22 protein-coding genes and 1 tRNA gene are annotated in these 24,605 nt (G+C 33.0%); 18 read left to right on the forward strand and 5 right to left on the reverse strand.

Annotated features, from left to right (window positions below; genetic code table 11):
* Positions 1-25: 25 nt before the first annotated feature.
* From NRK67_08935 to rseP, 11 genes are all read left to right on the forward strand, one after another.
* The gene (locus tag NRK67_08935; protein ID UUV19537.1) at positions 26-1,699 is read left to right on the forward strand and encodes an alpha-glucosidase; all 1,674 of its coding nucleotides are present in this window, start codon (positions 26-28) and stop codon (positions 1,697-1,699) included.
* 19 nt (positions 1,700-1,718) lie between these two features.
* On the forward strand, positions 1,719-3,353 hold the full coding sequence (locus NRK67_08940; protein ID UUV19538.1) for a PTS transporter subunit IIBC: 1,635 nt from the start codon (positions 1,719-1,721) through the stop codon (positions 3,351-3,353).
* A gap of 12 nt (positions 3,354-3,365) precedes the next feature.
* On the forward strand, positions 3,366-4,151 hold the full coding sequence (locus tag NRK67_08945) for an endonuclease/exonuclease/phosphatase family protein (protein UUV19539.1): 786 nt from the start codon (positions 3,366-3,368) through the stop codon (positions 4,149-4,151).
* Between the two features lie 118 nt (positions 4,152-4,269).
* The gene (locus NRK67_08950) at positions 4,270-5,172 is read left to right on the forward strand and encodes a patatin-like phospholipase family protein (protein UUV19540.1); all 903 of its coding nucleotides are present in this window, start codon (positions 4,270-4,272) and stop codon (positions 5,170-5,172) included.
* A gap of 86 nt (positions 5,173-5,258) precedes the next feature.
* Positions 5,259-5,945 (forward strand): isoprenyl transferase, encoded by a 687-nt coding sequence (locus NRK67_08955; protein ID UUV19541.1) that lies wholly within the window; start codon positions 5,259-5,261, stop codon positions 5,943-5,945.
* Positions 5,935-6,786 (forward strand): phosphatidate cytidylyltransferase, encoded by an 852-nt coding sequence (locus tag NRK67_08960; protein ID UUV19542.1) that lies wholly within the window; start codon positions 5,935-5,937, stop codon positions 6,784-6,786. The genes NRK67_08955 and NRK67_08960 overlap by 11 nt, the downstream gene beginning before the upstream one ends.
* 231 nt (positions 6,787-7,017) lie before the next feature.
* Positions 7,018-8,181 (forward strand): 1-deoxy-D-xylulose-5-phosphate reductoisomerase, encoded by a 1,164-nt coding sequence (locus tag NRK67_08965; GenBank protein ID UUV19543.1) that lies wholly within the window; start codon positions 7,018-7,020, stop codon positions 8,179-8,181.
* A gap of 46 nt (positions 8,182-8,227) precedes the next feature.
* Complete coding sequence (locus tag NRK67_08970) at positions 8,228-9,271, forward strand: metallophosphoesterase (GenBank protein ID UUV19544.1); 1,044 nt, start codon at positions 8,228-8,230, stop codon at positions 9,269-9,271.
* Positions 9,264-9,920: a GDSL-type esterase/lipase family protein gene (locus NRK67_08975; protein ID UUV19545.1), complete on the forward strand. Its 657-nt coding sequence runs from the start codon at positions 9,264-9,266 to the stop codon at positions 9,918-9,920. The genes NRK67_08970 and NRK67_08975 overlap by 8 nt, the downstream gene beginning before the upstream one ends.
* Before the next feature lie 2 nt (positions 9,921-9,922).
* Entirely contained in the window at positions 9,923-10,597 is a 675-nt protein-coding gene (locus NRK67_08980) for a deoxynucleoside kinase (GenBank protein ID UUV19546.1), read from the forward strand.
* Entirely contained in the window at positions 10,594-11,613 is a 1,020-nt protein-coding gene (gene rseP / locus NRK67_08985) for an RIP metalloprotease RseP (protein ID UUV19547.1), read from the forward strand. Before NRK67_08980 ends, rseP begins: the two co-directional genes overlap by 4 nt.
* A 149-nt stretch (positions 11,614-11,762) precedes the next feature.
* Here rseP and NRK67_08990 read toward each other — a convergent pair.
* Positions 11,763-11,839, reverse strand: a tRNA-Arg gene (locus tag NRK67_08990).
* 345 nt (positions 11,840-12,184) lie between these two features.
* On the opposite strand from NRK67_08990, the gene NRK67_08995 reads away from it, so the two are divergent.
* A complete protein-coding gene (locus NRK67_08995) occupies positions 12,185-13,402 on the forward strand; it encodes a DUF819 family protein (protein UUV19548.1) in 1,218 nt (405 codons plus the stop codon).
* Between the two features lie 168 nt (positions 13,403-13,570).
* Here the strand turns inward: NRK67_08995 and NRK67_09000 are convergent, their stop codons facing one another.
* Positions 13,571-14,134 carry a pentapeptide repeat-containing protein gene (locus NRK67_09000; GenBank protein UUV19549.1) on the reverse strand — a complete coding sequence of 188 codons (564 nt, stop codon included), beginning with the start codon at positions 14,132-14,134 and terminating at the stop codon, positions 13,571-13,573.
* Between the two features lie 602 nt (positions 14,135-14,736).
* On the opposite strand from NRK67_09000, the gene NRK67_09005 reads away from it, so the two are divergent.
* The gene (locus tag NRK67_09005) at positions 14,737-16,653 is read left to right on the forward strand and encodes an oligopeptide transporter, OPT family (protein ID UUV19550.1); all 1,917 of its coding nucleotides are present in this window, start codon (positions 14,737-14,739) and stop codon (positions 16,651-16,653) included.
* Positions 16,654-16,691: 38 nt separating this feature from the next.
* Complete coding sequence (locus tag NRK67_09010; GenBank protein UUV19551.1) at positions 16,692-17,033, forward strand: PqqD family protein; 342 nt, start codon at positions 16,692-16,694, stop codon at positions 17,031-17,033.
* 65 nt (positions 17,034-17,098) lie between these two features.
* On the opposite strand, the gene NRK67_09015 is transcribed toward NRK67_09010, so the two are convergent.
* Both NRK67_09015 and NRK67_09020 read right to left on the reverse strand, forming a co-directional pair.
* Positions 17,099-19,159, reverse strand: a complete 2,061-nt coding sequence (locus NRK67_09015) for a PBP1A family penicillin-binding protein (protein UUV19552.1) — start codon at positions 19,157-19,159, stop codon at positions 17,099-17,101.
* Positions 19,160-19,262: 103 nt separating this feature from the next.
* The gene (locus NRK67_09020; protein ID UUV19553.1) at positions 19,263-19,664 is read right to left on the reverse strand and encodes a DUF2914 domain-containing protein; all 402 of its coding nucleotides are present in this window, start codon (positions 19,662-19,664) and stop codon (positions 19,263-19,265) included.
* 270 nt (positions 19,665-19,934) lie between these two features.
* Here NRK67_09020 and NRK67_09025 point away from each other — a divergent pair, with 270 nt between their 5' ends.
* From NRK67_09025 to NRK67_09035, 3 genes are read left to right on the forward strand one after another with little or no spacing between them, the layout of a single operon-like run.
* Entirely contained in the window at positions 19,935-20,996 is a 1,062-nt protein-coding gene (locus tag NRK67_09025; GenBank protein UUV19554.1) for a Fe(3+) ABC transporter substrate-binding protein, read from the forward strand.
* Between the two features lie 4 nt (positions 20,997-21,000).
* Complete coding sequence (locus NRK67_09030; GenBank protein UUV19555.1) at positions 21,001-22,614, forward strand: iron ABC transporter permease; 1,614 nt, start codon at positions 21,001-21,003, stop codon at positions 22,612-22,614.
* A 2-nt stretch (positions 22,615-22,616) separates the two neighbouring features.
* Positions 22,617-23,336: an ABC transporter ATP-binding protein gene (locus NRK67_09035; GenBank protein ID UUV19556.1), complete on the forward strand. Its 720-nt coding sequence runs from the start codon at positions 22,617-22,619 to the stop codon at positions 23,334-23,336.
* 116 nt (positions 23,337-23,452) lie between these two features.
* On the opposite strand, the gene NRK67_09040 is transcribed toward NRK67_09035, so the two are convergent.
* A complete protein-coding gene (locus tag NRK67_09040) occupies positions 23,453-23,836 on the reverse strand; it encodes a cupredoxin domain-containing protein (protein ID UUV19557.1) in 384 nt (127 codons plus the stop codon).
* Positions 23,837-23,980: 144 nt separating this feature from the next.
* On the opposite strand from NRK67_09040, the gene NRK67_09045 reads away from it, so the two are divergent.
* Positions 23,981-24,544, forward strand: a complete 564-nt coding sequence (locus NRK67_09045; GenBank protein ID UUV19558.1) for a manganese efflux pump MntP family protein — start codon at positions 23,981-23,983, stop codon at positions 24,542-24,544.
* Positions 24,545-24,605: the final 61 nt, after the last annotated feature.

The following is a 24,605-nucleotide window of genomic DNA, read 5'->3' on the forward strand; positions in this document are numbered from 1 at the left end:
AACGTTTGCGCAACTAGGAGGAACTATGGATAAAAAATGGTGGAAGGAAGCTATAGGGTACCAGGTATATCCTAGAAGTTTTAAAGATTCCAACGGAGACGGAATAGGTGATTTACAGGGACTTATTTCTAAATTAGATTATTTAAAAGACTTGGGAATAGACATTATTTGGATATGTCCTATGTATAAATCACCAAATGATGACAATGGATATGACATCAGTGATTATAAAGAGATATTAGAAGAATTTGGAACAATGGAAGACTTCGACGAACTATTAAAAGAAGTTAAAGATAGAGATATGAAACTTATTATAGACTTGGTGATAAATCATACAAGTGATGAACATCCGTGGTTTGTAGAATCGGCATCTTCAAAAGATAATCCAAAAAGAGATTGGTATATCTGGCGTGATGGTAAGGGTGAAAAAGAACCAAATAACTGGGAAAGTATTTTCAGCGGTTCTGCCTGGGAACACTCAAAAGAAAGAGAGCAATACTATCTTCATCTTTTTTCTAAGAAACAGCCTGATTTAAACTGGGAAAATAAAGAGATGAGAGAAGAGATCTACAGTATGATCAACTGGTGGTTAGAAAAAGGAATAGATGGATTTAGAGTAGACGCAATAAGTCATATAAAAAAAGAAGACGGCCTTAAAGACATGCCTAATCCAGATGGATTAAAATATGTATCTTCTTTTGATAAACATATGAATCAAAATGGAATTCATAAATATTTAGATGAACTTAAAGAAAAAACATTTGAAAAATATGACATCGTAACTGTTGGTGAAGCAAATGGCGTTAGTTCTCACAATAGTAAAGATATCAAGGATTGGGTATGTTCAAAAGATGGGAAATTTAATATGATCTTTCAATTTGAGCATTTAGATCTATGGAATAGTTGTGGAAATAAAGCGTTTGACGTAAAAAGATATAAAAAAATATTGAGTAAATGGCAAAACACAGTAAATGACATAGGGTGGAATGCATTGTATATTGAAAATCATGATATTCCCAGATCTATCTCTACACTGGGAAATGATGAAAAGTATAGAGTCCAGTGTGCAAAATCATTTGCTGCAATGTATTTTTTACAAAAAGGGACACCTTTTATATATCAAGGTCAGGAGATAGGAATGACAAATATTTCTTACCCTAGGATAGATGATTATAACGACGTTAGAATCATGAATGAATACAAAGAGTTAGTTTTAGATAATAAAGCAACTGAAGAAAATATAGAAAATTTAAAAAGTTCTTCTAGGGATAATGCAAGGACACCTATGCAGTGGGATGATGGTCAAAATGCCGGATTTACCAGTGGTACTCCTTGGATAAAGATAAATGAAAATCATAGTTGTATAAATGTAAAAAATGATTTAGAGGACGAAGATTCAGTTTTAAACTTTTATAAAAAAATGATTGAGTTGAGAAAAAACTCAAAAGAGATTTTATATGGAGACTATAATTGTCTGATTGAATCAGATGAAAAAATATATAGTTATACAAGATTAGTGGATGGGAAAGGTTATATTGTAATTTGTAATTTAACTGAAGCAATATGTGAGTTTAAAGAGGAAAATTATCCTTTAAATTCTAAAAATCTTGTATTGAATAACTATAAAGTAGAGGATCATAAGACAACATATGAATTATTATTGAAGCCTTATGAGTGCAGAGTTTACACGTTGAAATAAAAAACAAAAGGGGGGAAAGATGAAAAAATTTAAATTCGGTTCATTTGATTTTTGGCAGAAATTTGGAAAGTGTTTAATGGTAGTTATTGCAGTAATGCCTGCAGCCGGGCTTATGATTTCACTGGGGAAATTAACGACTACATTTTTAGGAATAGATTTAATTGGAAGGGTAATGGAAGATATTGGTTGGGGAATAATTGTAAATTTACACCTGTTATTTGCAGCAGCTATTGGTGGATCTTGGGCTAAAGAAAGAGCCGGAGGAGCTTTTGCAGCGGTACTGGCGTTTATTTTAACAAATAGACTTACAGGAACAATATTTGGTGTTAATGGTGGGATGATGAGTGATCCTACTGCAACTATCAGTGTATTCGGTGGGAAAGAATTATTAGTGAAAGATTTTTTTACAACAGTATTAGGAGCTCCGGCTTTAAATATGGGAGTATTTATAGGAATAATCACCGGGTTCTTAGGAGCCGCTCTATACAATAGGTTTTATGATTTTGATGGTTTACCAGAACCATTGGCATTCTTTAATGGTAAAAGGTTTGTGCCCTTTATGGTAATATTCGGTTCAGTTATAATGGCATTTTTCTTATCATTTACATGGCCGTTTATTCAATATTCTCTTAATATGTTTGGAAATTGGATTGCAACATCTAGAGATACAGCTCCAGTAATTGCTCCCTTTGTCTATGGGGCATTAGAGAGAATGCTGTTACCATTTGGTCTGCATCATATGTTAACTATTCCAATGAATTACACGGAGTTAGGAGGGACATATCAGGTATTAACCGGATCGGAAGTCGGTGCAGTAATTGCCGGTCAGGATCCTATCTGGTTAGCTTGGATTACAGATTTAAATAACTTGAAAGAACTAGGGAATGCAGACGCGTACAAGGAATTATTGAAATCGGTTGTGCCGGCTAGGTTTAAAGCCGGACAGGTTATTTTATCATCAGCATCACTATTAGGATTTTCATTAGCTATGTATAAAAACGTAGACAATGATAAGAAGCATAAATATAAGATGATATTCTTTTCAGCCATATTAGCTGTATTTTTAACAGGAGTAACGGAACCTATCGAATTTATGTTTATGTTTGTAGCACCTATTTTATATGTGGCTCATGCAATATTAACTGGTTTAGCATTTGCATTGACAGATATTATTGATTTAAGAATACAAGCTTTTGGATTCTTAGAGCTGCTTACTAGAACACCTCTAATGATTCATGCTGGAATTGGAAGAGACCTAATAAATTTCGTGGCAAGTTGTGTCGGGTTCTTCGGATTGAATTTCTTCATTGTAAACTTTTTAATCAAAAAATTTGACCTACCTACACCAGGAAGAAAAGGGAACTATCTAGATGAAGAAGTAGAAGAAAGCGGAGATAAAAAAGTTAATCAAAGCAATGATACGTTGATTGAAACAATTATCGACCTTTTAGGAGGAGGATCTAACATAGCAGAGGTAGATGCCTGTATGACTAGATTACGTGTGTCTGTAAAGGATAACGCCTTGGTGAAGGAAGAGTCGATGTGGAAAAAAGCAGGAGCCATTGGACTGATAGTAAAAGGAAACGGGATCCAGGCTATCTATGGTCCTAAAGCTGATAACATTAAAAATAAAATAATTGATGTTTTAAATTAATAGGGGATAAAAATGAAAATTCTTACATTAAACTGCCATTCGTGGCAGGAGGAGGATCAGCTGGAGAAGATCAAGTATCTGGCTGAGACTATATATGAAAAAAACTATGATGTCGTAGCTCTTCAGGAAGTCAGCCAGCATAGGGATAGTCAGATAATTTATGATAATATAAGGGAAGATAACTTTGCACTTCTACTGGTTGAAGAGATAAAGAAGTTAGGAAAAGCTTATAATTTTATCTGGGACTTTTCCCACTATGGGTATGATATATATGAAGAGGGAGTAGCTCTTTTGAGTAAGGAGCCCTTTATTAAATCTGAAAGTATATACATTTCCCAAAGCAGCAGTATAGAAAACTGGAAAAGTAGAAAAATTGTAGGCGGATCTATTGATCTGCATGATGAGATCTACACTTTTTACAGCTGCCATACAGGATGGTGGAATGATGAAGAAGAACCTTTTAGATATCAGGGGGAAAAAATATTAGAAATTTTAAAAAATACAGATAATAAAGTATTTTTTATGGGAGATTTCAACAATGATGCCAATGTAAGTGGAGAGGGGTATGATTTTTTAATAAAGGATGGTTTGATAGATACTTTTATAACAGCTGAAATAAAAGATGATGGCTGCACTGTCCCAGGGGAAATTGCAGGATGGGAGAATAACTCATCTAAAAAAAGACTGGATTTAATTTTAGCAGGAACACCTATGAAAATATACTCGAGTAATGTTATTTTCAATGGGAAAAATAAAAAGGTAGTTTCGGATCATTTTGGTGTTGAAATAATTTTATAAGAAAGAATCGAGAATTAATTCTCGATTCTTTTTTTGACACAACAAAATTTATAGTGAAATATATAGTATAAAGAAGTATATATTATAGTATAAAAGAATGTTCAAGGTGGTGAGAAAAATGAAGATAGGTTTAGCTCTGGGAAGCGGCTCATCCCGCGGATGGGCACATATAGGTATAATAAAGGCTCTGGCTGATCTGGGGATCGTGCCGGATATTGTGTGCGGGACTTCTATAGGTGCAGTGGTTGGAGCATCTTATCTGTCAAATAATCTTGAAAATTTAGAAGAATGGGCATGCTCACTGACTAAATTTGAGGTGGCTAAATTTTTTGAGATAAATATGTCTTTGAATGGATTTATTGATACCCACAGACTTCATCATTTTTTAAATAAATATGTAGCATCTGATAATGCCAGCATAGAAGAATTTAGTAAACAATATGCAGCTGTAGCAACAGATTTAGAGACCGGGAAGGAAATATGGTTAACTAAAGGGTCGGTTTTAGAAGCAGTTTGGTCTTCAGTTTCGTTGCCGGGATTATTTCCTGCTATAAAAACCAATGACAGGTGGCTTGTAGATGGGGGATTGGTGAATCCTGTACCAGTATCTACATGTCGTGCTTTGGGAGCTGACATAGTAATAGCTGTGGATTTAAATGGTGACATTGTTGGAAAACATTTTAAAAAATCTCCCCCTCCTAAAAAAAGATCGGGAATGATAAGTAAGATAAATAATTTGGTCAGAGAGTATACGCCTTCTATATTTGATACAGATGAAAATAATGAATCTCCTCCAAATTTATTTGATGCTATAGCCAGCTCAATTAATATAACCCAGGATAGAATAACCAAAAGCCGTATGGGAGAAGATCCGCCGGATATCCTTCTTTCTCCTAAGTTGGCTCGTATCAAACCACTGGAGTTCTATCGGGCAAGGGAGGCCATCGATGAGGGGATAAAGTGTGTTAAAAATAACATGAGAGACTTAAATGCTATTCTAGAAGTTATAGACAGGGAATAGTTCTCCTTAGAGTTCCAAAGTAGAAAAATAGGAAGTAATATGATAGAATATAAAGAATAGAATGTATTAAAGTTAAGGGGAGATAGATGATACCAAAACATATAGCAATTATAATGGATGGAAATGGAAGATGGGCTCAAAATAGGCACCTGCCTAGATTTGTCGGGCATCGTGAAGGTGCTAAAAGGATAAAAGCAATAATAGAGCACGCAGGGAATATAGGAATTAAATATTTGTCTGTATATGCTTTTTCTACAGAAAATTGGAAAAGACCTCAAAAAGAGGTGGATGCTCTTATGGATATCTTTCAAAAATATCTAAAAGCTGAAGCTAAAAATATGTTAAGAGATAACATAAGACTGATAGTTACAGGAAGAAAAGAAGGGGTATCTCCTAAACTTCTAAGTGCTATATCTGAAGTAGAAGAATTGACTGCAGGTAATGACGGATTGACCTTTAATATCTGTTTTAACTATGGAGGAAGATCGGAAATAATAGATGCAGTGAAAAAAATAATTGAATCTGGAGAAAAAAATATCAATGAAGAGAACTTTAAAGATTATCTTTATTCCGATATACCGGACCCTGAGCTAGTTATAAGAACCAGCGGGGAATTCAGAATATCTAATTTTTTACTTTGGCAGATGGCTTATTCAGAAATATATGTAACAGATGTATTGTGGCCTGATTTTGATGAGAAAGAATTTGACAGGGCGATAGAAAATTTTAAAAATAGAGACAGAAGATTTGGAGGAGTAAAAGATGTTAAATAGGATATTGGTGGCTTTAATATTGGTTCCTCTGACGGTATATGTATACCTCTATGGAGATAAGAGTTTTATGGCATTTACAGTGCTTTTAATTGGGATAGGAATATATGAGATCTATCAAATGATGGAATCTAAAGGAGTAATTGTAAATAAGGCTGCGGGGATAATACTTGGAGGAGCAATACCACTGGCATTGTATTCTAGTATATCATCGAGTAAAGATTTACTGGGGAAATTTATTGGAAATAATGTGGATATGTCCAGAGGAACAATGGTTCTTATTTTGGGAATATTTATCCTGATGTTTATCAGAATATATCAAAATAAAGTAGAGGGCAGCAGCAGCTATATAGGATATACAATGTTAGGAGTACTCTATGTAGGATTTTTATTTTCCCATATAGTTCCTATAAAATATATGTTAAATGGAAGTAAGTGGCTGATGACCATTCAAATACTGGTCTGGATATCGGATACATTTGCATACCTTGTAGGAGTAAAGTTTGGAAGAAAATTCTTTTCTCGTGGACTCTGTGAGATAAGTCCTAAAAAATCCATAGAGGGTTCTTTGGGGTCGATAATATTTACCGTGATAACTATGTTACTCATAAAAGCATTCCTATTTAAAGATCTGAATATATCAGGGATTCATCTGATAATAGTCCCTATATTGGTGGCTGTAACCGGTCAAATCGGTGATTTAGCAGAATCGGTATTCAAAAGAGAATTTGGTGTAAAAGATTCAGGTAAAATATTAGGTGGACATGGGGGGATCTTAGACAGATATGATAGTTTAATCTGGGTATTCCCGCTTATGTATTATTATATTAATTTTTTCCTATAAAAAGCAACGTGACGTATGCATCCAAACAAGTACAATTTAGGTTTTTATAATCTTTTATTCATTTTATAAATTTTATAAATTCCTAGATAATAAAAAAAGAGAGCGAAAGCTCCTTTTTTTTTGTATAATATAATAATAAACTCTCATTCTTTTTAAATATGAATCTCATAGGAGATATTAAGGGTGATTGAGAAAAATAGTGTCCGTTAGGATGAGTGATAAACTAAGGGGTTGATTAAGATTAAAAATATAACAATATTAGGAAGTACTGGAAGTATTGGAACCAATGCACTGGAAGTAATTAGGAATAAAAGTTCGGAATTTAATGTGGTTGCTATGAGTGCTCACTATAACCATAAATTATTGATGGAACAGATAGAGGAATTTAAACCATCCTATGTATCTATAGGGACACAAGATGGGTACGAAGAGATAGTCAAAAAATATCCTGATCTAGAGGTATATTTAGGAAATGAAGGGCTTAAAAAATTAGGAGCTTTAGATGAAGCAGATATAGTCCTTACAGCAGTAAGTGGTGCAGTAGGAATCGAAGCAACTATAGAAGCGATAAAAAAAGAGAAAAGGATAGCCCTTGCTAATAAGGAAACTATGGTAGCAGCAGGGGATCTGATAAATAATATGTTAAAGGAATATAAGGCAGAGATAATTCCTGTAGACAGTGAACATTCAGCTATCTACCAGTCTCTTTTAGGTGGGAAAAAAAATGAGGTAAATAAGATAATCATCACAGCAAGTGGGGGAACTTTCAGGGGAAAAACATTGGAAGAATTAAAGGATGTAAAGGTAGAAGATGCGTTGAAACATCCAAATTGGTCCATGGGAAAAAAAATAACTATAGATTCATCTACCCTTTGTAATAAAGGGTTAGAAGTTATAGAGGCACATCAGCTCTTTAATGTTTCCTATGATGATATAGAGGTATTGGTACACCCACAGAGTATAATTCATTCAATGGTGGAATTTAATGATATGTCTGTAATAGCTCAATTAGGGGTTCCGGATATGAAGGTGCCTATCCAATATGCTTTTACTTATCCAGACAGAGTATCTAATAGGGTCTTGGAAAGTTTAAATTTTAAAACACTCTCCAACCTTACCTTTGATGAGGTAGATAACGATGTATTTAAAGGTGTAGAGTATGCATATTTTGCAGGAAGAACAGGGCAGTCTATGCCGGCAGTCTATAATGCGGCCAATGAAATAGCTGTAGATCAATTTATAAATGGAAATATTAAATTTTTAGAGGTCTATAAAGTTATAAAAAATACCATGGATAACCATGAAGTGCATCCAGTGGATACCTTAGAAGCAGTTATAAAAGCTGATAGCTGGGCAAGGAAAGAAGCCACAAGAATAATTAAAACTTATCAATAGGAAAAGCTAAATTAACGACTCTACAGCTCAAAAATAGGAGAGGAATATGTTGAAATTAATTGTATATTATCTACCTATGCCCTTTGTTGTGTATCTCTTGTATTTATTGACAGGGAGTTATCTGGCAGGAGGATTATTTTTTCTAGGTTCTTTTTTATTTTTAATAAGGACCACCGAGATAAAGAGTGAAAATTTAAGGAAGAAATTAAAGATCGTTGTAGCCAATTATTTATTTATATATAAAACCCTATGTTTTATAACTATTTCAGCCATTGGTTTAGAAATTTTCGGATGGGGAAGTATAGTCAAGACACCTGTATTTCTTTTTTTGAGTCTTATATTCTATATTTTATTGATGTGTAGAGGATACCAAAATTATATTAAAATAAATATAAAGGAATACACGGTGGAAATATCTGACTATGACACCGAATTAAATTTGGTATTTCTATCGGATATTCATCTGAGCGAATTAAGGTCTATAAATTATGTGGAAGAGATAGTTGAAAAAGTAAATGAATTATCTGCAGATTGTATATTGGTAGGGGGAGATACAATAGAGTCCCATATGGAATATCTGGAAGGTAGAGGATTTGATAAAATATTGAGAAAGATGAGATCTGAATATGGAGTTTACGGTGTACTGGGGAATCATGACTATACAGGTGATTTGGATAGAAATATAGAGTATTTAGATAGGTGTGGAATTAAAATTTTGAGGGATGAATCGATTGTAATAAAAAAATTAGAATTTATCTTTAGAGATGATGAGACAAATCACTCTAGAAAAAAAATAAAAAATATCTATAGAACCGCTTGTCCAAAAGTTGTAGTGGATCATCGGCCAAAATTTGATGAAGCAATCAGTGAAGGGGCAGAACTACAACTTTCAGGACATACCCATGGAGGGCAGTTTTTTCCTATAAATTTAGGGTATATGCTTAAATATAAGGTTATCTACGGATATAAAAAAATAAAAAATATGGCAGTTATAGTGTCTTCCGGGGTAGGAACAGGATTTTTTACTTATAGAACCTGGAGTAAGTCTGAGATAGTAAAGATAATCATTAGGGGGGAAGCTCATGAATAAGGTTATAATAACTTTAGTAGTGGTGGTTTTCATCCATATGGGTTATAATTTTTTAAATAAGGATTTAGGTGAGACTAATTTGACTAAAGAAAGTATTTTAATCTGTTACGGGGATAGTTTAACAGCTGGATATGGTGCTCCTACAGGGGGCAGTTACCCGGATTATTTACAGTCTAAACTCAAATTAAAGGTTATTAATAAGGGGATAAATGGGGATACGACAGTATCTGCACTCCAGAGGTTTAAAACTGATGTCTTGGATTATAATCCGGATGTGGTCATAGTAGAATTGGGAGCAAATGATCTGATCCAGGGAATAGATGCATCTGAAACAAAAATGAATTTAAACTATATTGCAGATGAACTCCTAAAAAGAAATATAAGAGTTTATGCAGTTAAATTTTATGGTAACCAGTTAATTTTTAATATTTTAAAAAATGATTCTAAAAAAGAATTTGATAAAATTTTTGAAGAGTTAGAGGATAAAGAGGGCGTATATCTTATAGAAGATATATGGAAAGGGGTATGGAATAAACATATGTACGATAGTATCCATCCCGATGAAACAGGGTATAAAAAAATGGGAGAGATTTATCTAGAGGAATTGAGACCCATCTTAGAAAAAAATAGATTGATTATAGGAGAGTAGAAATGGGCAAATTAATAGTAATAGAAGGAACTGATTCCAGCGGGAAGCAGACTCAAGCAGAATTATTGTATGAAAAATATAAAAAAATGGGGAAGAAGGTTATGAAAGTTACCTTCCCAAACTATGAAAGCCCGTCATCAGCACCTGTAAAGATGTATTTAAATGGTGAATTTGGAGAAAATGTAGGAGAGGTGAATACCTATGCTGTATCTACTATGTTTGCAGTGGATAGATATGCATCTTTTAAGACTATTTGGGAGAAGTTCTACAACGATGGAGGAATAATCATCTCAGACAGATACACAACTTCTAATATGGTCCATCAGGCATCTAAGATGGATGATAAGGTGGAAAAAGATGGATATTTAGAGTGGCTGACTGAGTTGGAATATGAAAAAATGGGGATACCCAAACCAGATATGGTAGTGTTTTTAAATATGCCTACTGAGATGGCATATAAATTGATGGAAAAAAGAAAAAATAAGATCACAGGGGAAGACAAAAAAGATATTCATGAAAATGACCGTGAATATATGCAGAAATCCCACGACAATGCGTGCTATATAGCAAATAAATATTCGTGGAAGGAAATAATGTGTGTAAAAGGCGGAGAATTGAAAACTATAGATGAGATTGGCAATGAAGTTTTGAGAGTTTGTGAGGAGTTGTCTAGATGAATATAATAATAACGATACTTATACTTGGAATCATAATAATGGTTCATGAATTGGGGCATTTTTTGACAGCTAAATATTTTAAGATGCCGGTGGAGGAGTTTTCCCTGGGAATGGGACCTGTTTTATTTTCCCATGAAGGACTGCATACGAGATATTGTCTGAGAGCTATACCTATTGGAGGATTTGTAAATATCAAGGGGATGGAGGTAGAATCTGTAGTAAAAGACGGATTCAACACTAAATCGCCATTTCAAAGATTTGTAGTTTTGGTTGCAGGTGTGGTGATGAACTTTATATTGGCTTACATTATAGTCTTTGGAAGTTTACTCTATAACGGAAAGGCAGTTCAAAATGAAAAACCTGTAATTGGAAATATGGTAGAAACTTCTAAATCTTTTGGAAATTTAAAAACAGGAGATGAGATCCTGGAGATAGATGGAAATAAGATAGACAGGTGGGAAGATATAAGCCGTGTAAACGGCGAGATAGACAGCAGCAGTATGGAATTTCTTATAAAAAGAGATGGAGAAATCATAAAAAAAGAAGTTGAACTTACCTTTGATGAACAGAGAAACGACTATTATATTGGGATACTGCCAGAATATAGTATCGAAAAATATGGGTTTATAGATGCTGTATCTGAATCCGGGACTGCCTATAAAAATTTATTTACAATGATCTTAAAAGGATTTAAACAACTTGTCACAGGGCAGGTAAGTGCTAAGGAGATATCAGGGCCTGTGGGAATAGTTAAGATTGTAGGAGATGCCAGTCAAGGTGGGATGGGAATCTTATTTTGGTTAACGGCACTTCTCTCAATAAATATAGGGTTCTTTAATCTGCTTCCGTTTCCTGCTCTAGATGGGGGAAGGATAATATTTGTCCTTTTAGAAGTGGTAGGTATAAAAGTAAATAAAAAGTTTGAGGAGAAATTCCATATGGTGGGAATGATAATCTTATTTGGGCTTATTATTCTGATAACTTTTAACGATGTATTAAATATATTTAACGGATAAAAATAAAAAAAGAAGGTGAAATTCTTAAATTTCATCTTCTTTTTAAGTATCTAGGTAATTATAAAGTTTATAGAATAACTAAAAAATTATAAAATCTGAATTGTGTTTATCTAGATGCAACGTTACGTTGCTTTTAATTTTATTAAGAATGGTGACCCTGACGCGATTCGAACGCATGGCCTACTCCTTAGGAGGGAGCCGCTCTATCCATCTGAGCTACAGAGTCATCCCATAGATTATATAATATTTTTTCAAAAAAAGAAATATAGTTTTTATTTTTTTTTGATTATTAGGAGGAAAAGTAGACAAAAAATTAGTTTTTTGAGAAAATCTTTAATTATTTTCTAAGAAATTAGTTATCGTTGATAGCTACATATGTTATAAAAAGTAGTTAAAAAATGATACTTTTGCTTTTTTTATTTAAGAAAATTACAAAAAACTTTGAAAACTTATAAAATTGTGCTAAAATATATTGGAAACAAAACGTATTCTTCGTTTTATGTACAGTTTATGTACAGACGAAGAGACGTTGAAAATAGTTAAAAACAGTTAAAAACAGGAGGATATTCAAATGATAACAAGTGTATTTAGTTATTTTTCGTTATTGATATTATTCATAACGGCAGTATTGTATTGTGAAAAAACATTAAAATTAAAATTATTCAAGGTTATACCGGGATTAACATTTATTTATTTTGGTGGAATGATAGGTGCAACATTGCACGTTTGGGAATTAACACCACAATTATCGAGTTTTATCGGACAATTAAAATATTTTTTACTACCAATGATGTTATTTTTATTACTATTAAAAAATGATATTAGAGATGTATTTAAATTAGGACCAAAGTTAATGGGTTCATTTTTAGCGGTAACAGCCAGTATCATAATTGGATTTATAATTGTATTCGTTGCATTAAAATCAAGATTTGATGCAGATGCATGGCAAACATTCTCAATCTTATCTTCTTCATGGGTTGGAGGGTCAACAAATATGGCTGCTGCTCAAGCAGGATTAGGAGTAAAAGATGGATCACAGGCACTGACATATGCATTCTTAATGGATAATATCTGTGCATCATTCTGGTTAGTATTACTTATCAGTTTGGCTCCAATGAGAGAGAAGTTTAATAAGTTCTCTGGTGCAAACAGTGATGAAGTAGATAAAATCATAAGTCATATCCATGCTACAGCAGCTAAAAATGAAGACAAAAGAGACTATGAATTTATGGACTTTATGTTAACATTAGGACTAGGTCTTGGAGTAGCAGGAATAGTATTAGTTCTTGGAAAACAAGTAGTTAACCCAGGTGGATTAACTGATGCGAACTTCTTATCTGGTCTTAGAGGATTCTTTAGTGGATCTGGATGGGTAGTAATCTTAGCTACAATGTTTGGTATCTTAGGAAGTATGACTCCGTTAAAGAGAATCAAAGGAACTGACCATGTAGGTAGTGTACTTTTATATGTAGTAGTAGGATTAATAGCAACAGCAACAGATTTCTCTACTATTGATATGGGTCAAGCAGCTATCTATATTGTAGCAGGTGTATTAGTATTATTATTCCATTTAGTGGTATTATTAGTATTAGCAAAAGTATTCAAGTTAGATCTTTATATCTGTGGTATAGCTTCTCAAGCTAACGTAGGTGGATCTGTATCAGCTCCAATCTTAGCAGGAACATATGATGAAGCATTGATTCCGGCAGGGCTTATGATGGGAATATTTGGATCGGCAATAGGAACGGTAACAGCTCTTATGTTAGCCAAACTATTAATGACATTATAAAAAAATAGATAATAAAAACAGGAGAGTCCATTGGACTCTCCTATTTTTATTATCTGAGAAATTCTACCAGTGGGGAGAAAGAGCAAGATTTCTAGAAATAGCAATTTACTTTGGAGTAATAAAATTATAAAATTTTATATTAGACTATCTGGATGGAGCATTACATTGCTATACGATCTTAATATCGAAATCTCTGACTAATCCAACCAGGTCAGGGAGGGAAAATTTGGCTCCTTTAATACGATTTGTCAGAGGATTTATCCTATAATCAGCCGCTCCTTTAAAGTCAGCCCTTTCCAGGTTACATCTGTCAAAAGATGAACCCTCTAAATTTGAGTTATTGAAAGCAGCCTGACTCAGGTTAGTTTCAAAGAATAGACATTCCTTTAAAGTTGAATTTGAAAAATCTGTTTTATTCAGATCTAATTTACTGAGATCGCAATACTTTAAATAGGAATCAGTAAATGAGACTTCAACTATAAATTTATTGATAAGACTTAGATTGATACTGATAAGTTCAGAATTTTCAAAATTAAGGTCTATAAATTTAGAATCCTGGAAGGTGGAAGAAGTTAACTGGCAGGATTTAAAGGTACAATTTTCCAGTGTAGTTCCATTAAAACTTATCCTATCAAAAGTTATACCTTTAAAAATACAGCTTAAAAATTCACTATTTTCAAAAACTAACAGAGCTATATCTTCTTTGGTAAAGATCATATCTTCGTAATACATATATCACTTCCTTTAATATAATTTAAATCTTGTATATATAATTATTTTTTAATTAATTTATTGTATAGAAATTATATCATTTCCTTTAAATTATATCTATTTTCTTGTTTTAATATCATATTCTCTATTATTTTCTAGGTATAGAAAAAAATTAATAAAGATTATATATTTAAATAGTTGATTTCAACCAAAATTCATATACATTTCCATAGATTAAATTTAATTTCATAAAAAATAAAAGTAATTTATGAAAAATTAAGAATATTCGAAAATAGAGATAAAAAATATAGTTAGGTGAATAATTAAAATTAAATAGTCTGTTTCACAGGGACTAGTCCGTCTAAAAAAGAGTTTTATTTCATTTTTCTGTAATAAAAGTTATTTAAGTGATTGTTTTCTTAAGTAAAACATCACTATTTTAAACTTAATTTAAGTTTTTTAGGAATAACTTGTATTTTAAAACAAAACAAAATGCAAGTTATGTTACAGATAAACGAACTTTCGTGTCAAAATATAGGTTCTTGACTTAAAACCGAAAGAAGGTTATCATTATTGTACAATATAGTGAAAATTAACTTTATTGAAATTTAAGGAGGAAAGAAATGAACGAGAAGAAACATCAATTTAAACCTTTTGTATCTATGGATACAGCGATGTCTGAAACTACAGCAGTTTCTATAGGATTAGGAATCTTATTTGCAGTAATATTTGCAGCATCAAATGTATATTTAGGATTAAAGACTGGATTAACAATTGCAGCAGCAATTCCAGCTTCAATATTAGGAACAGGAATATTAAAGGCTGTATTTAGAAAGGATTCTATATTAGAAGCTAACTTAGTGGCTTCAGTAGCCGCAGTAGGAGAATCTATCGCAGGTGGAATTATCTTTACATTACCAGCTATTATTATATGGGGACATGATTTAAGCATGGTTTCTATAGCTATCATAACTATATTAGGTGGATTAATCGGAACTTTATTCGTAATTCCATTTAGAGAATATCTAATAGTTGAGGAACACGGAGTATTAATGTTCCCTGAATCAGTTGCAGCTTATGAGATTCTGGTAAATGCCAATAAAGGTGGAGAAGGATTTAAAACTGTATTGAAAGGTTTAGGAATGGGTGGAGCTTTCAAATTCCTATCTGGTGGATTAGGACTTTGGTCAGAAGGACCAGTTTGGGCTATCACAAAGTTAGGAACAGCTTTTGGATTTAATGCAGTAGCATCATTATTAGGTGTAGGATTTATCGTAGGAACTGGAGTAGCTATCTTAATGTTCTCTGGAGCATTATTAGCATGGTTTGGCTTCATACCATTAATCAAATTTATAGGTTCAGGAGCTACAACTCCTATATTCCCGGCAACTCAATTAATATCAGAGATGTCAGCTATAGCTATCTGGTCTAACTATATTAGATATATAGGAGCAGGAGCAGTAGCAACAGGTGGATTTATCTCATTAGCTAAATCAGCACCAGCTATCATCAGCTCTTTCAAAGAAGCTATGAAAGGTTTAAAAGCAGAAAAAACTGCTCATAAAGTTGAGAGACAACACATCGATACTCCACTAACATTTGTTGGAGCAGGAGCTATCGCAGTATTCTTAATAGTATGGTTATTACCATTATCAGCAGGAATACCTAAAGTAGGATTTATCGTATCATTCTTAGTAATATTCTTTTCATTCTTTTTCGGTGTAGTATCTGCAAGAATGACAGGAATCATGGGTGCATCAAATAACCCTGTATCTGGAATGACTATCGCTTCATTATTAGTAATCGCATCAGTTATCAAAGCAACTGGTGTAAACCCTGAATTAGGAAAAATCATGGCTATCATAGCTGCTGGTGTAGTTTGTATCTCAATTGCAACTTCTGGTGGAGTAGCACAAAGTTTAAAGCATACATACTTAATTGGTGGAACACCAAAGAAAATAGAGTGGTCAATGTTTGCTGGATTAGTAGTATCAGCATTTGCAGCTGGTGGAGTAGTACTTATGCTGCATAAAGCTTTCGGATTAGGATCGGCAGACGTTCCTGCACCTCAAGCTGGATTGATGAGAATGTTATCTGAAGGTGTTATGACAGGAGAGATCCCTTGGACATTGGTTATCATCGGTGTAGTTATCGGTATAGTTATTAACTTCTTAGGATTATCTATCTTACCTATCGCTTTAGGATTATACTTACCAATTCAATTATCAGCTGCTATCTTAACTGGAGCATTAGTAAGAGAAGTTGTTGAGATGAAATTTAAGAAAAATAAAACAGAGCAAAAAGGAAGAATAGAGAAAGGTATCTTATTATCTTCTGGATTAGTTGCCGGAGATGCTTTAATCGGTATATTACTAGCGGTATTCATCACTTTAGGAAAAGACTTATCTGCATTCGGAAGAAAATTTGGAGCTATCACTACAAATTCTACTGTAGGATTTGTAATCTTCTTAGCGTTAGCTATCTGGATCTATACTCAAGTAGTTTCTGGAAAAGCTTCGGATGAACAACTACCTGAATAATAAAAATTAATAAGCTACATTGAGAATAAGGAGCAAAAATGAAAAAAAATGAAGAAAATTTTCTAGATATTGTCCCTGTAAAACTTCATTTGGATTGTAAAAGGCAGGATGGAAACATCCATCTTGTCTTTACCCATACTAGTTTTCTTCAAAAGACTTTGAGGTGGATGACCAAAAAATCTAATACCAGTACCCTGGAATTGGATGGATTAGGTAGTTTAGTCTGGGAGAATATCGATGGAAAAAATACAATATATGACATCATTAATATTCTTTTGGAAACAGAGGAAGATACATATGAATCTATGCAAGAAAGAGTATTTATGTTTATCAGAATATTAAAAAATAGAAAAATAATTGCTTTTAAAGAATTTGATTAAAAGCAAAAAACTCCTCCAAAACACAGTTTTGGAGGAGTTTTTTTATCTACATTTTAACCTTAATTTTAATTGAACCATCCTTTGATTCCTTTAAATATCTTTTCAGTGATTGTATCAGGAACCTGTCCCTTTTTAAATAAGACTTCCCTTCTGAATTCCTTGGAAGCTCTCTTTATCTCTCCACTCCGGAGATCAATACTTCTACTGACTAATTCATCACTCTTGATATTTTCATCTATAAAATCAAATGAGGAAGGGTTATATATTCCCTTATCGATCATTGTCTGATAGTAGTTTTTCCATAGAGGAACTGCCATACGTCCACCGGAGGAGCTCTTTGGCATAGGAGTATTGTCATCATAGCCCATATATACTACAGTGACATAGTCAGGGGTGAATCCGGCATACCAGGCAGATCTAAAGTCGTTGGAAGTTCCTGTTTTTCCACCCTGATCCACATTAAATCCAAGACGTGAGTTTAATTTTGCTCCCCTTCCAGACCCATGTTCTACTACTTTTTCAAGCATATAGGTCATGAGGGAGGTATCTATTGAATCATAGACATTTTTGCCCTTTAAATCTTCATTTTCATAGATAATATTTCCATCTGTATCTTCAATTCGAGTAATAAAGGAATTTCTATGTGCAATACCACCATTAGCAAATGGAAGGTATGAACTAGCTAACTCCAATGGGGTAGCACTGGTAGAACCTAGAGCTATTGTAAGATCTCTGGTAAATTCTACATTTACTCCTGTCTTATTAAAATTATCTATGACATCATCTATTCCCACATCGTTTAACAGCTTTACAGCTACTGTATTAATTGATTTTTCCAGGGATTGTATGAGGGTAATGTTTTTATACTTGGCATTACTATAGTTTTTAGGAGACCAGTTACCATATTTGGTATTGGAAGCATCTATAATTTGATTCATAGTATACCCCTTTTCCAGGGCTGTATAATATATAAATGGTTTAAAGGTTGATCCAACCTGCCTTTTAGCATGGATACCACGATTAAAGTTACCGGATCTATAACCCTTTCCTCCTATGATACTCCTAACTTCCCCTGTCTTGGCATCCAAAGTAACCATGGCACCCTGGAGCTTTTTATCGGATTTAAATTTTGAATAACTTTCAAAGGTGTCCTTTGCAATTTTCTGCATCTCATTATCTAAAGTAGTATATACTTTGAATCCACCCCGGGAAAAGGTAGAGGGATCCACCAGATCGGCGAGCTTTTCTTCGACTATATCCATAAAGTCGGGAGCTTTGGTAGATTCTCTTTTTCTTCTTCCGTCTTTTACGATGACAGTTATATCTCTGTCAGGAAAAAAAGTTTTTTTGTAGTCAGCTTCCATAACAAATTTATGTTTTATAGCTGAATCATACTGATTTTGAGAGATATAATTTTGATTTAGCATAAGTTTTAAAATAAGGTGGGCTCTCTTCATGGCAGCTTTTAAATTTTTTCTGGGATTATACATGTTAGGTCTATTGGGAATACCAGCCAGCATAGCACTTTCAGCCAGGTTTATCTTTGAAATATCTTTATTAAATATATCTTTGGCAGCTTCCCTGACCCCATAGGACCCGGAACCAAAATAGATCTCATTGAGATATTTTTCCAAGATCTCATCTTTAGAATAAACTCTTTCGATCTCCAATGTTATGATAACCTCTTTAAATTTACGACTGAATGTACGTTCATTGGATAAAAAGGCGTTTTTAGCCAGTTGTTGTGAGATTGTACTTCCCCCTTGGGCGATCCTTCCTCTGGAAAGGTTTACCAGAACTGCTTTTCCAAGACGCCATATGTCTACTCCATGGTGGGAATAAAATCTTCTGTCCTCAACAGAGATAAAGGCTTTTTGAAGATAATCAGGGATCTCCTCAATATCAGCACTTTCACCTTTTTGTTTAGACAGGTAATCTACAATCTGTTGATCCTTATCATAGATTATAATTGGTTCCGAAGCTGTGTAGGAGGTTATTTTTCCTTTGACACTAAAATATGTGATGGTTGTTAATGCTGTGAGACATAATATTAGCCCCAGGATGGCAATAAATATATTTTTCCTTTGTTTTTTCAAAAAATTGCTGATTTTTTTTACATAGTTCATTGAATAATCATTCCCTTTATTTTATTTTTATCAACTATATTATATCATGAATATAATAAAAAAGGAGTCAGACATTTGTCTGACTCCTCGGTCTTTGTTTGAGTTATTCAACGTTAAATTCTTTTTTAGAAAGAACGTTGTCATCCTCACCGACTACCTCTACACTCCATTTCCCGGATAAAAATAAATTTTTTCTGGACCAGGTTCTCCACCTAGGTCCTGAAATTTTTAACGGAACACTGGCCATAAGGGTTTTTTCCCCATCTTCTTCTAGAAGGTACCAATTGTGATAGATAGTTTTTTCTGCCCCTATATCTTTAAATTCAGTATAAAAATAACCCTGGGAATACAGCTTAAAGGTATCCATTATTTTTACCGGTTCTTTTTCTGCAATTTCATTGGTTAAAACTGCTCTGCTGAGATAATAAGAACTTTCCCCATTGGGTTTTCCATAGGCTGCAAGAGTCCCAAGAATAATTAGTATACATATCAATAATTTTTTCATAATTTTCTCCCCCTTTGAAATATTTATTATATAAATTTAATCTGAATATAATTTACAGATATTCATTCTATTAATATTTTAGCCTTAAATCAAAAGTTTTACAAGTGTTTCTAAAGAATTAAGAAAAACTTATATTTTTATTAATTCTTTACAGTTGTGGTAAAAAAACTTGTAAATATTCTATTTACGTTATATAATCTTTTCATAAAGTTTGTTAGTCAAAGCTTTTTATTGTGGCTTACAAATTAAAATATTATCAGGAGGAAAGAAATGAAAAAAATTATACCGTTTATATTATTATCTGCCGGTTTATTAACTGGATGTTTTAAAGGAAAAGAAGAAGTAAAAACTGTTGAAGAAACAAAAGTACCAAAGGCTACAAAAGAATTAAATATATATACAGAAAGACATTATGACATAGACAAAGAATTGATTGCAGAATTTGAAAAAGAGACTGGAGTTACTGTAAATGTAGCTAAAGCCGGGGCAGACGAACTGTTAAAAAAGTTAGAGATAGAAGGAGCTGATACTCCTGCTGACCTATTCATTACTAAAGATGCAGCAAGGCTTGGGAGAGCAAAAGATTTAGGATTATTACAACAAATAAAAGATAAAGAAGTATTGGAATTAGTTCCTGCAAACATAAGAGATAAGGACAACTACTGGACTTCATTTACTTACAGAGCCAGAATATTTGCATACAACAAAGAAACTACAGATCCTTCTATATTTTCTACATATGAAGATTTAGCTGATCCTAAGTGGAATGGAAAAGTGTTAGTTAGAAGTTCAACAAACTCATATAATCAGGCATTGATAGCTTCTATGATAGCTGCTAATGGTGAAGAGGCAACTAGAGAATGGATCCAGGGGTTAGTAGCTAATATGGCAAGGGAACCTAAGGGTAATGACAGAGACCAAAGTAAAGCAGTAATTGCCGGAATTGGAGAAGTTGCTATTATGAACTCTTACTATCTTGGAAAAATGATCCACTCAGCAGATCCTGAAGAGAGAAAAGTTGGGGAACAAATAGCTATATTCTTCCCTAATCAAGATGGCAGAGGAACTCATATCAACGTAAGTGGAATGGGAATTACAAAATATTCAAAAAATATTGTAAATGCTGAAAGATTCATAAAGTTTTTCTTAAATGAAAAATCACAAAGTAGATTTACAAATGAAAACTATGAATACCCTTCAAATAAAAACGTAGCAGTAAACGGTACAGTTAAGTCATGGGGAGATTTCAAAGTAGACAGCTTAACTTTATCTGAGTTAGGAAAGAACTTTAAAAAAGGAACGATCATAGCCGATGAGGAAGGTTGGAAATAAGCCAATGAATTTAAAACTTTTAAAGAGGAATCTAAATATTAATTTAGATTCCTGGCTTTTTATAAGCATAATTTTGTCGTTTTTCTTGTTAGCTCCCATTATAACTCTATTTACAAGTTTAGCGACTCAAAATATAGAAACTTTTATCCATATAGCTGAAACTCTTTTACCTGAGTATATAAGAAACAGCTCTATAATAGCATTATTTACCGGTTTATTTACCATGATTATAGGGGTATCTACAGCCTGGATTTTGACTATGTATGAGTTTAAATTTTCTAAACTATTTCATGTGGGGTTAATTTTACCCTTGGCAATACCCAGTTATATAGCAGGATATGTCTATTCAGGGATCTTTTCCTATACAGGGATAATCAGCAGAACAGCCAGGAATTTATTTGGATACAATTTAAATTTAGATATTATGAACATATATGGTGTGATATTTATCTTTACATTTTTTCTCTATCCCTATGTGTTTATCATAGCCAGATCATTTTTCGCCAAACAATCGTTATCTATGCTAGAATCAGCTAAGGTACTGGGAAAATCGGATACACAGACATTTTTTTTAGTGGTATTACCCATGGCAAGAACAGCTATTATTGGAGGAGTTACCCTGGTTATAATGGAGGTTTTAAGTGCCTTTGGATTGCCTAGTTATTTTGGTGTTCAGACCTTTAGTACAGGTATATTCAGGACATGGCTCACATTAGGAGATACCGATGCAGCTATAAATTTAGCTATTATTCTTATGGGACTTATCTTTACAATAATCTTTATAGAGAGAAAATCCAGGGGAAGAAAACAGTATTCTTTTACTAATACTAAGATAAAGCCGATAAATAAAAAGTCACTTTCAACTAAGCATAGTGTTATAGCAATTATTGTCTGTATGATCCCTGTATTATTTGGATTCATCATACCTCTGATGCAGCTATTTTCATGGTCACTCATGACCTATAAAGAGGTTATAGATGGAAAATTGATAAAAATAATAATGAATACATTTTTTATAGCTATCATAGGAGCAGTCCTTGCAACTATAATAGCAGTTATTATATCCAATACATCCAGGTTGAAAAAAGGAAAGATATCTAAATTCTTATCTAAATTAACTACGATAGGGTACTCTATTCCAGGGGCAGTTATAGCCATTGGAGTTATGACATTTTTTATCTTTATAGACAGAAAAATTTTAGGAGAAAGAGTATTCTATGGCACTTTATTTTTAATGGTCTTTGCTTATGTAATAAGATATTTAGCTGTGGCATACAATAGTATAGAGAGTGGATTTGATAAGATTGGAATGAAGTTTCACGAAGCTTCCAGGAGTCTGGGAGAAGGGAAAACCAAAACATTTTTTAGGGTAGATCTGCCTATGATAAAGGGAAGTGTTATAGGGGCGGTTATTTTAACGTTTTTAGAAATCATAAAGGAATTACCCCTTACCTTGATTTTGAGACCATTTAATTTTCAAACTCTATCTGCCTATGCTAAACAGTATGCAGATGACGAGATGGTACAGCATAGTGCCATTCCATCTATTATACTTATTCTCATAGGGATAATAATAATTCTATTTTTTGAGATAATCAACAAAAAAAAGGAGAAATAATAATGAATTATATAGAATTAAAAAATTTATTTTTTAAATATAGAAACTCTACAGAAGATATTTTAAAAAATATAAATTTTACTGCAAATAAGGGAGAAATTACGGCTATCATAGGTGAGAGTGGAAGTGGAAAATCTACCCTGTTACGTATTTTGGCAGGGTTAGAAGTTCCCCAAAAGGGAGGATTAACCATCAATGAGAGGATTTTTATAGGAGAAGAAACATTTGTTCCAGTGGAAAAAAGAGGAATTGGAATGGTTTTTCAAGATTATGCCCTTTTTCCCCATCTATCTGTGGAAAAAAATATTTTATTTGGAATGGGAAAGGTAGAAAAAAAATCAGCAAAAAAAAGAGCTGACGAGGTATTAGATCTAGTTAGTATGAAAGATTTTATAAAAAGATATCCCCATGAATTAAGTGGAGGTCAGCAGCAGAGAGTGGCATTAGCACGTGCTTTAGCTCCTAAACCAGAAGTTATTCTTTTGGATGAACCATTCTCAAATTTAGATGCTAATCTTCAGGGAAAGATAAGGAATGAGCTGAAAGCGATTTTAAAAACTACTGGAGAAACAGCTGTTTTTGTGAGTCATGATAAGGATGATTTAGAGATAGCAGATAGAGTTGTTATCCTGTATATGGGTGAAGTTATTCAGACAGGAGCTCCTATAGAAATTTTTGAAAACCCTAAAAATGAATATGTAAGGCACATTTTAGGTATATAAATAAAATATTAGATCAACTTATTTAGTATGTTAAATATAATACAGTTAAAAAAAGGAGGCTGCCCAATAGGCAGCCTCCTTATATTATTTGCTTAAACTTTATAAGAGGTAATGTGCTATCTAACTACCAGTTTTCCAGCCATTTTTTTATGTCCTGAACCACAGTATACGGAACATATAATTTCATAAATACCAGGTTTAGGAGCTATGAAATCACCCTCTGCAGGCTTTCCTTTTTTAGCTCTTAGATCAAAATTTATTTCAGAAATTTTAAATCCATGTTCTGTGTCCTGAGTAGAAAATTTTATCCTTATTTTTTCACCGTTATTGACAACAATAACATTGGGAGAATAGGAATATCTAAAAGATTCAACCTCTATCACTCTGACACCTGAAATTGTTTCACCGGAGAGATCATAGGTTGAATAATCCATCTTTTGAGTAGTGGCGAAACTAAGCATAGAAATAATAAAAGTAAATAAAAATATTAATTTTTTCATATATCTTCCTCCTTATATTTTTTTTAAAAGTTGTTCTATTGATTTTACCCTGTATTAACTAAAATTCCTTTAAAATTAATTTTCAAGACATAGAAGAATTTTTTTAGTATAATACTAAAGTAAATATAAATTTAGGAGGATAATATGAACTTTACATCACTTTTTTTTATCTCTATAGGATTAGCAATGGATGCATTTGCAGTATCGCTGACTGAGGGAATATCACTGAGAAAACTATGTGTCAAATCGATCCTTAAAGTAGCATTGGTATTTGGGTTATTTCAAGGGGTTATGCCCTTATTAGGCTGGGCAGTAGGAGGATTATTTTATGATAAAATAGCGAGATTTGACCATTGGGTAGCTTTTGGACTCCTTGCTTTTATAGGTGTTAAGATGATAATAGATGCCAAAGAATTTGGGAAATGTGATATTCATGGAAATTGTGAGAAAAGTACTAATATTATAGTTTTAGGAATAGCCACTAGTATTGATGCACTGGCAGTTGGATTTTCATTTTCATTACTACCAGGGTTAGATATCTATTATTCAATAGCTGTAATAGGAGTGATTACTTTTATTTTATCCTCTGTAGGAGTTTATCTGGGAAATAAAGTGGGGCAGCTATTGGGAGCTAAGGCTGAGTACATTGGAGGAATAATCCTTATAGGGATGGGATTTAATATACTAATACAGCATTTGACAGCTTGATTTAACTTTTAAAAGTAAATTTTAGAAGAATGCTGGATTATTATTTAAAAATATTGATAGT

Source organism: Fusobacteria bacterium ZRK30 (assembly GCA_024628785.1).
Lineage (GTDB): Bacteria > Fusobacteriota > Fusobacteriia > Fusobacteriales > Fusobacteriaceae > Psychrilyobacter.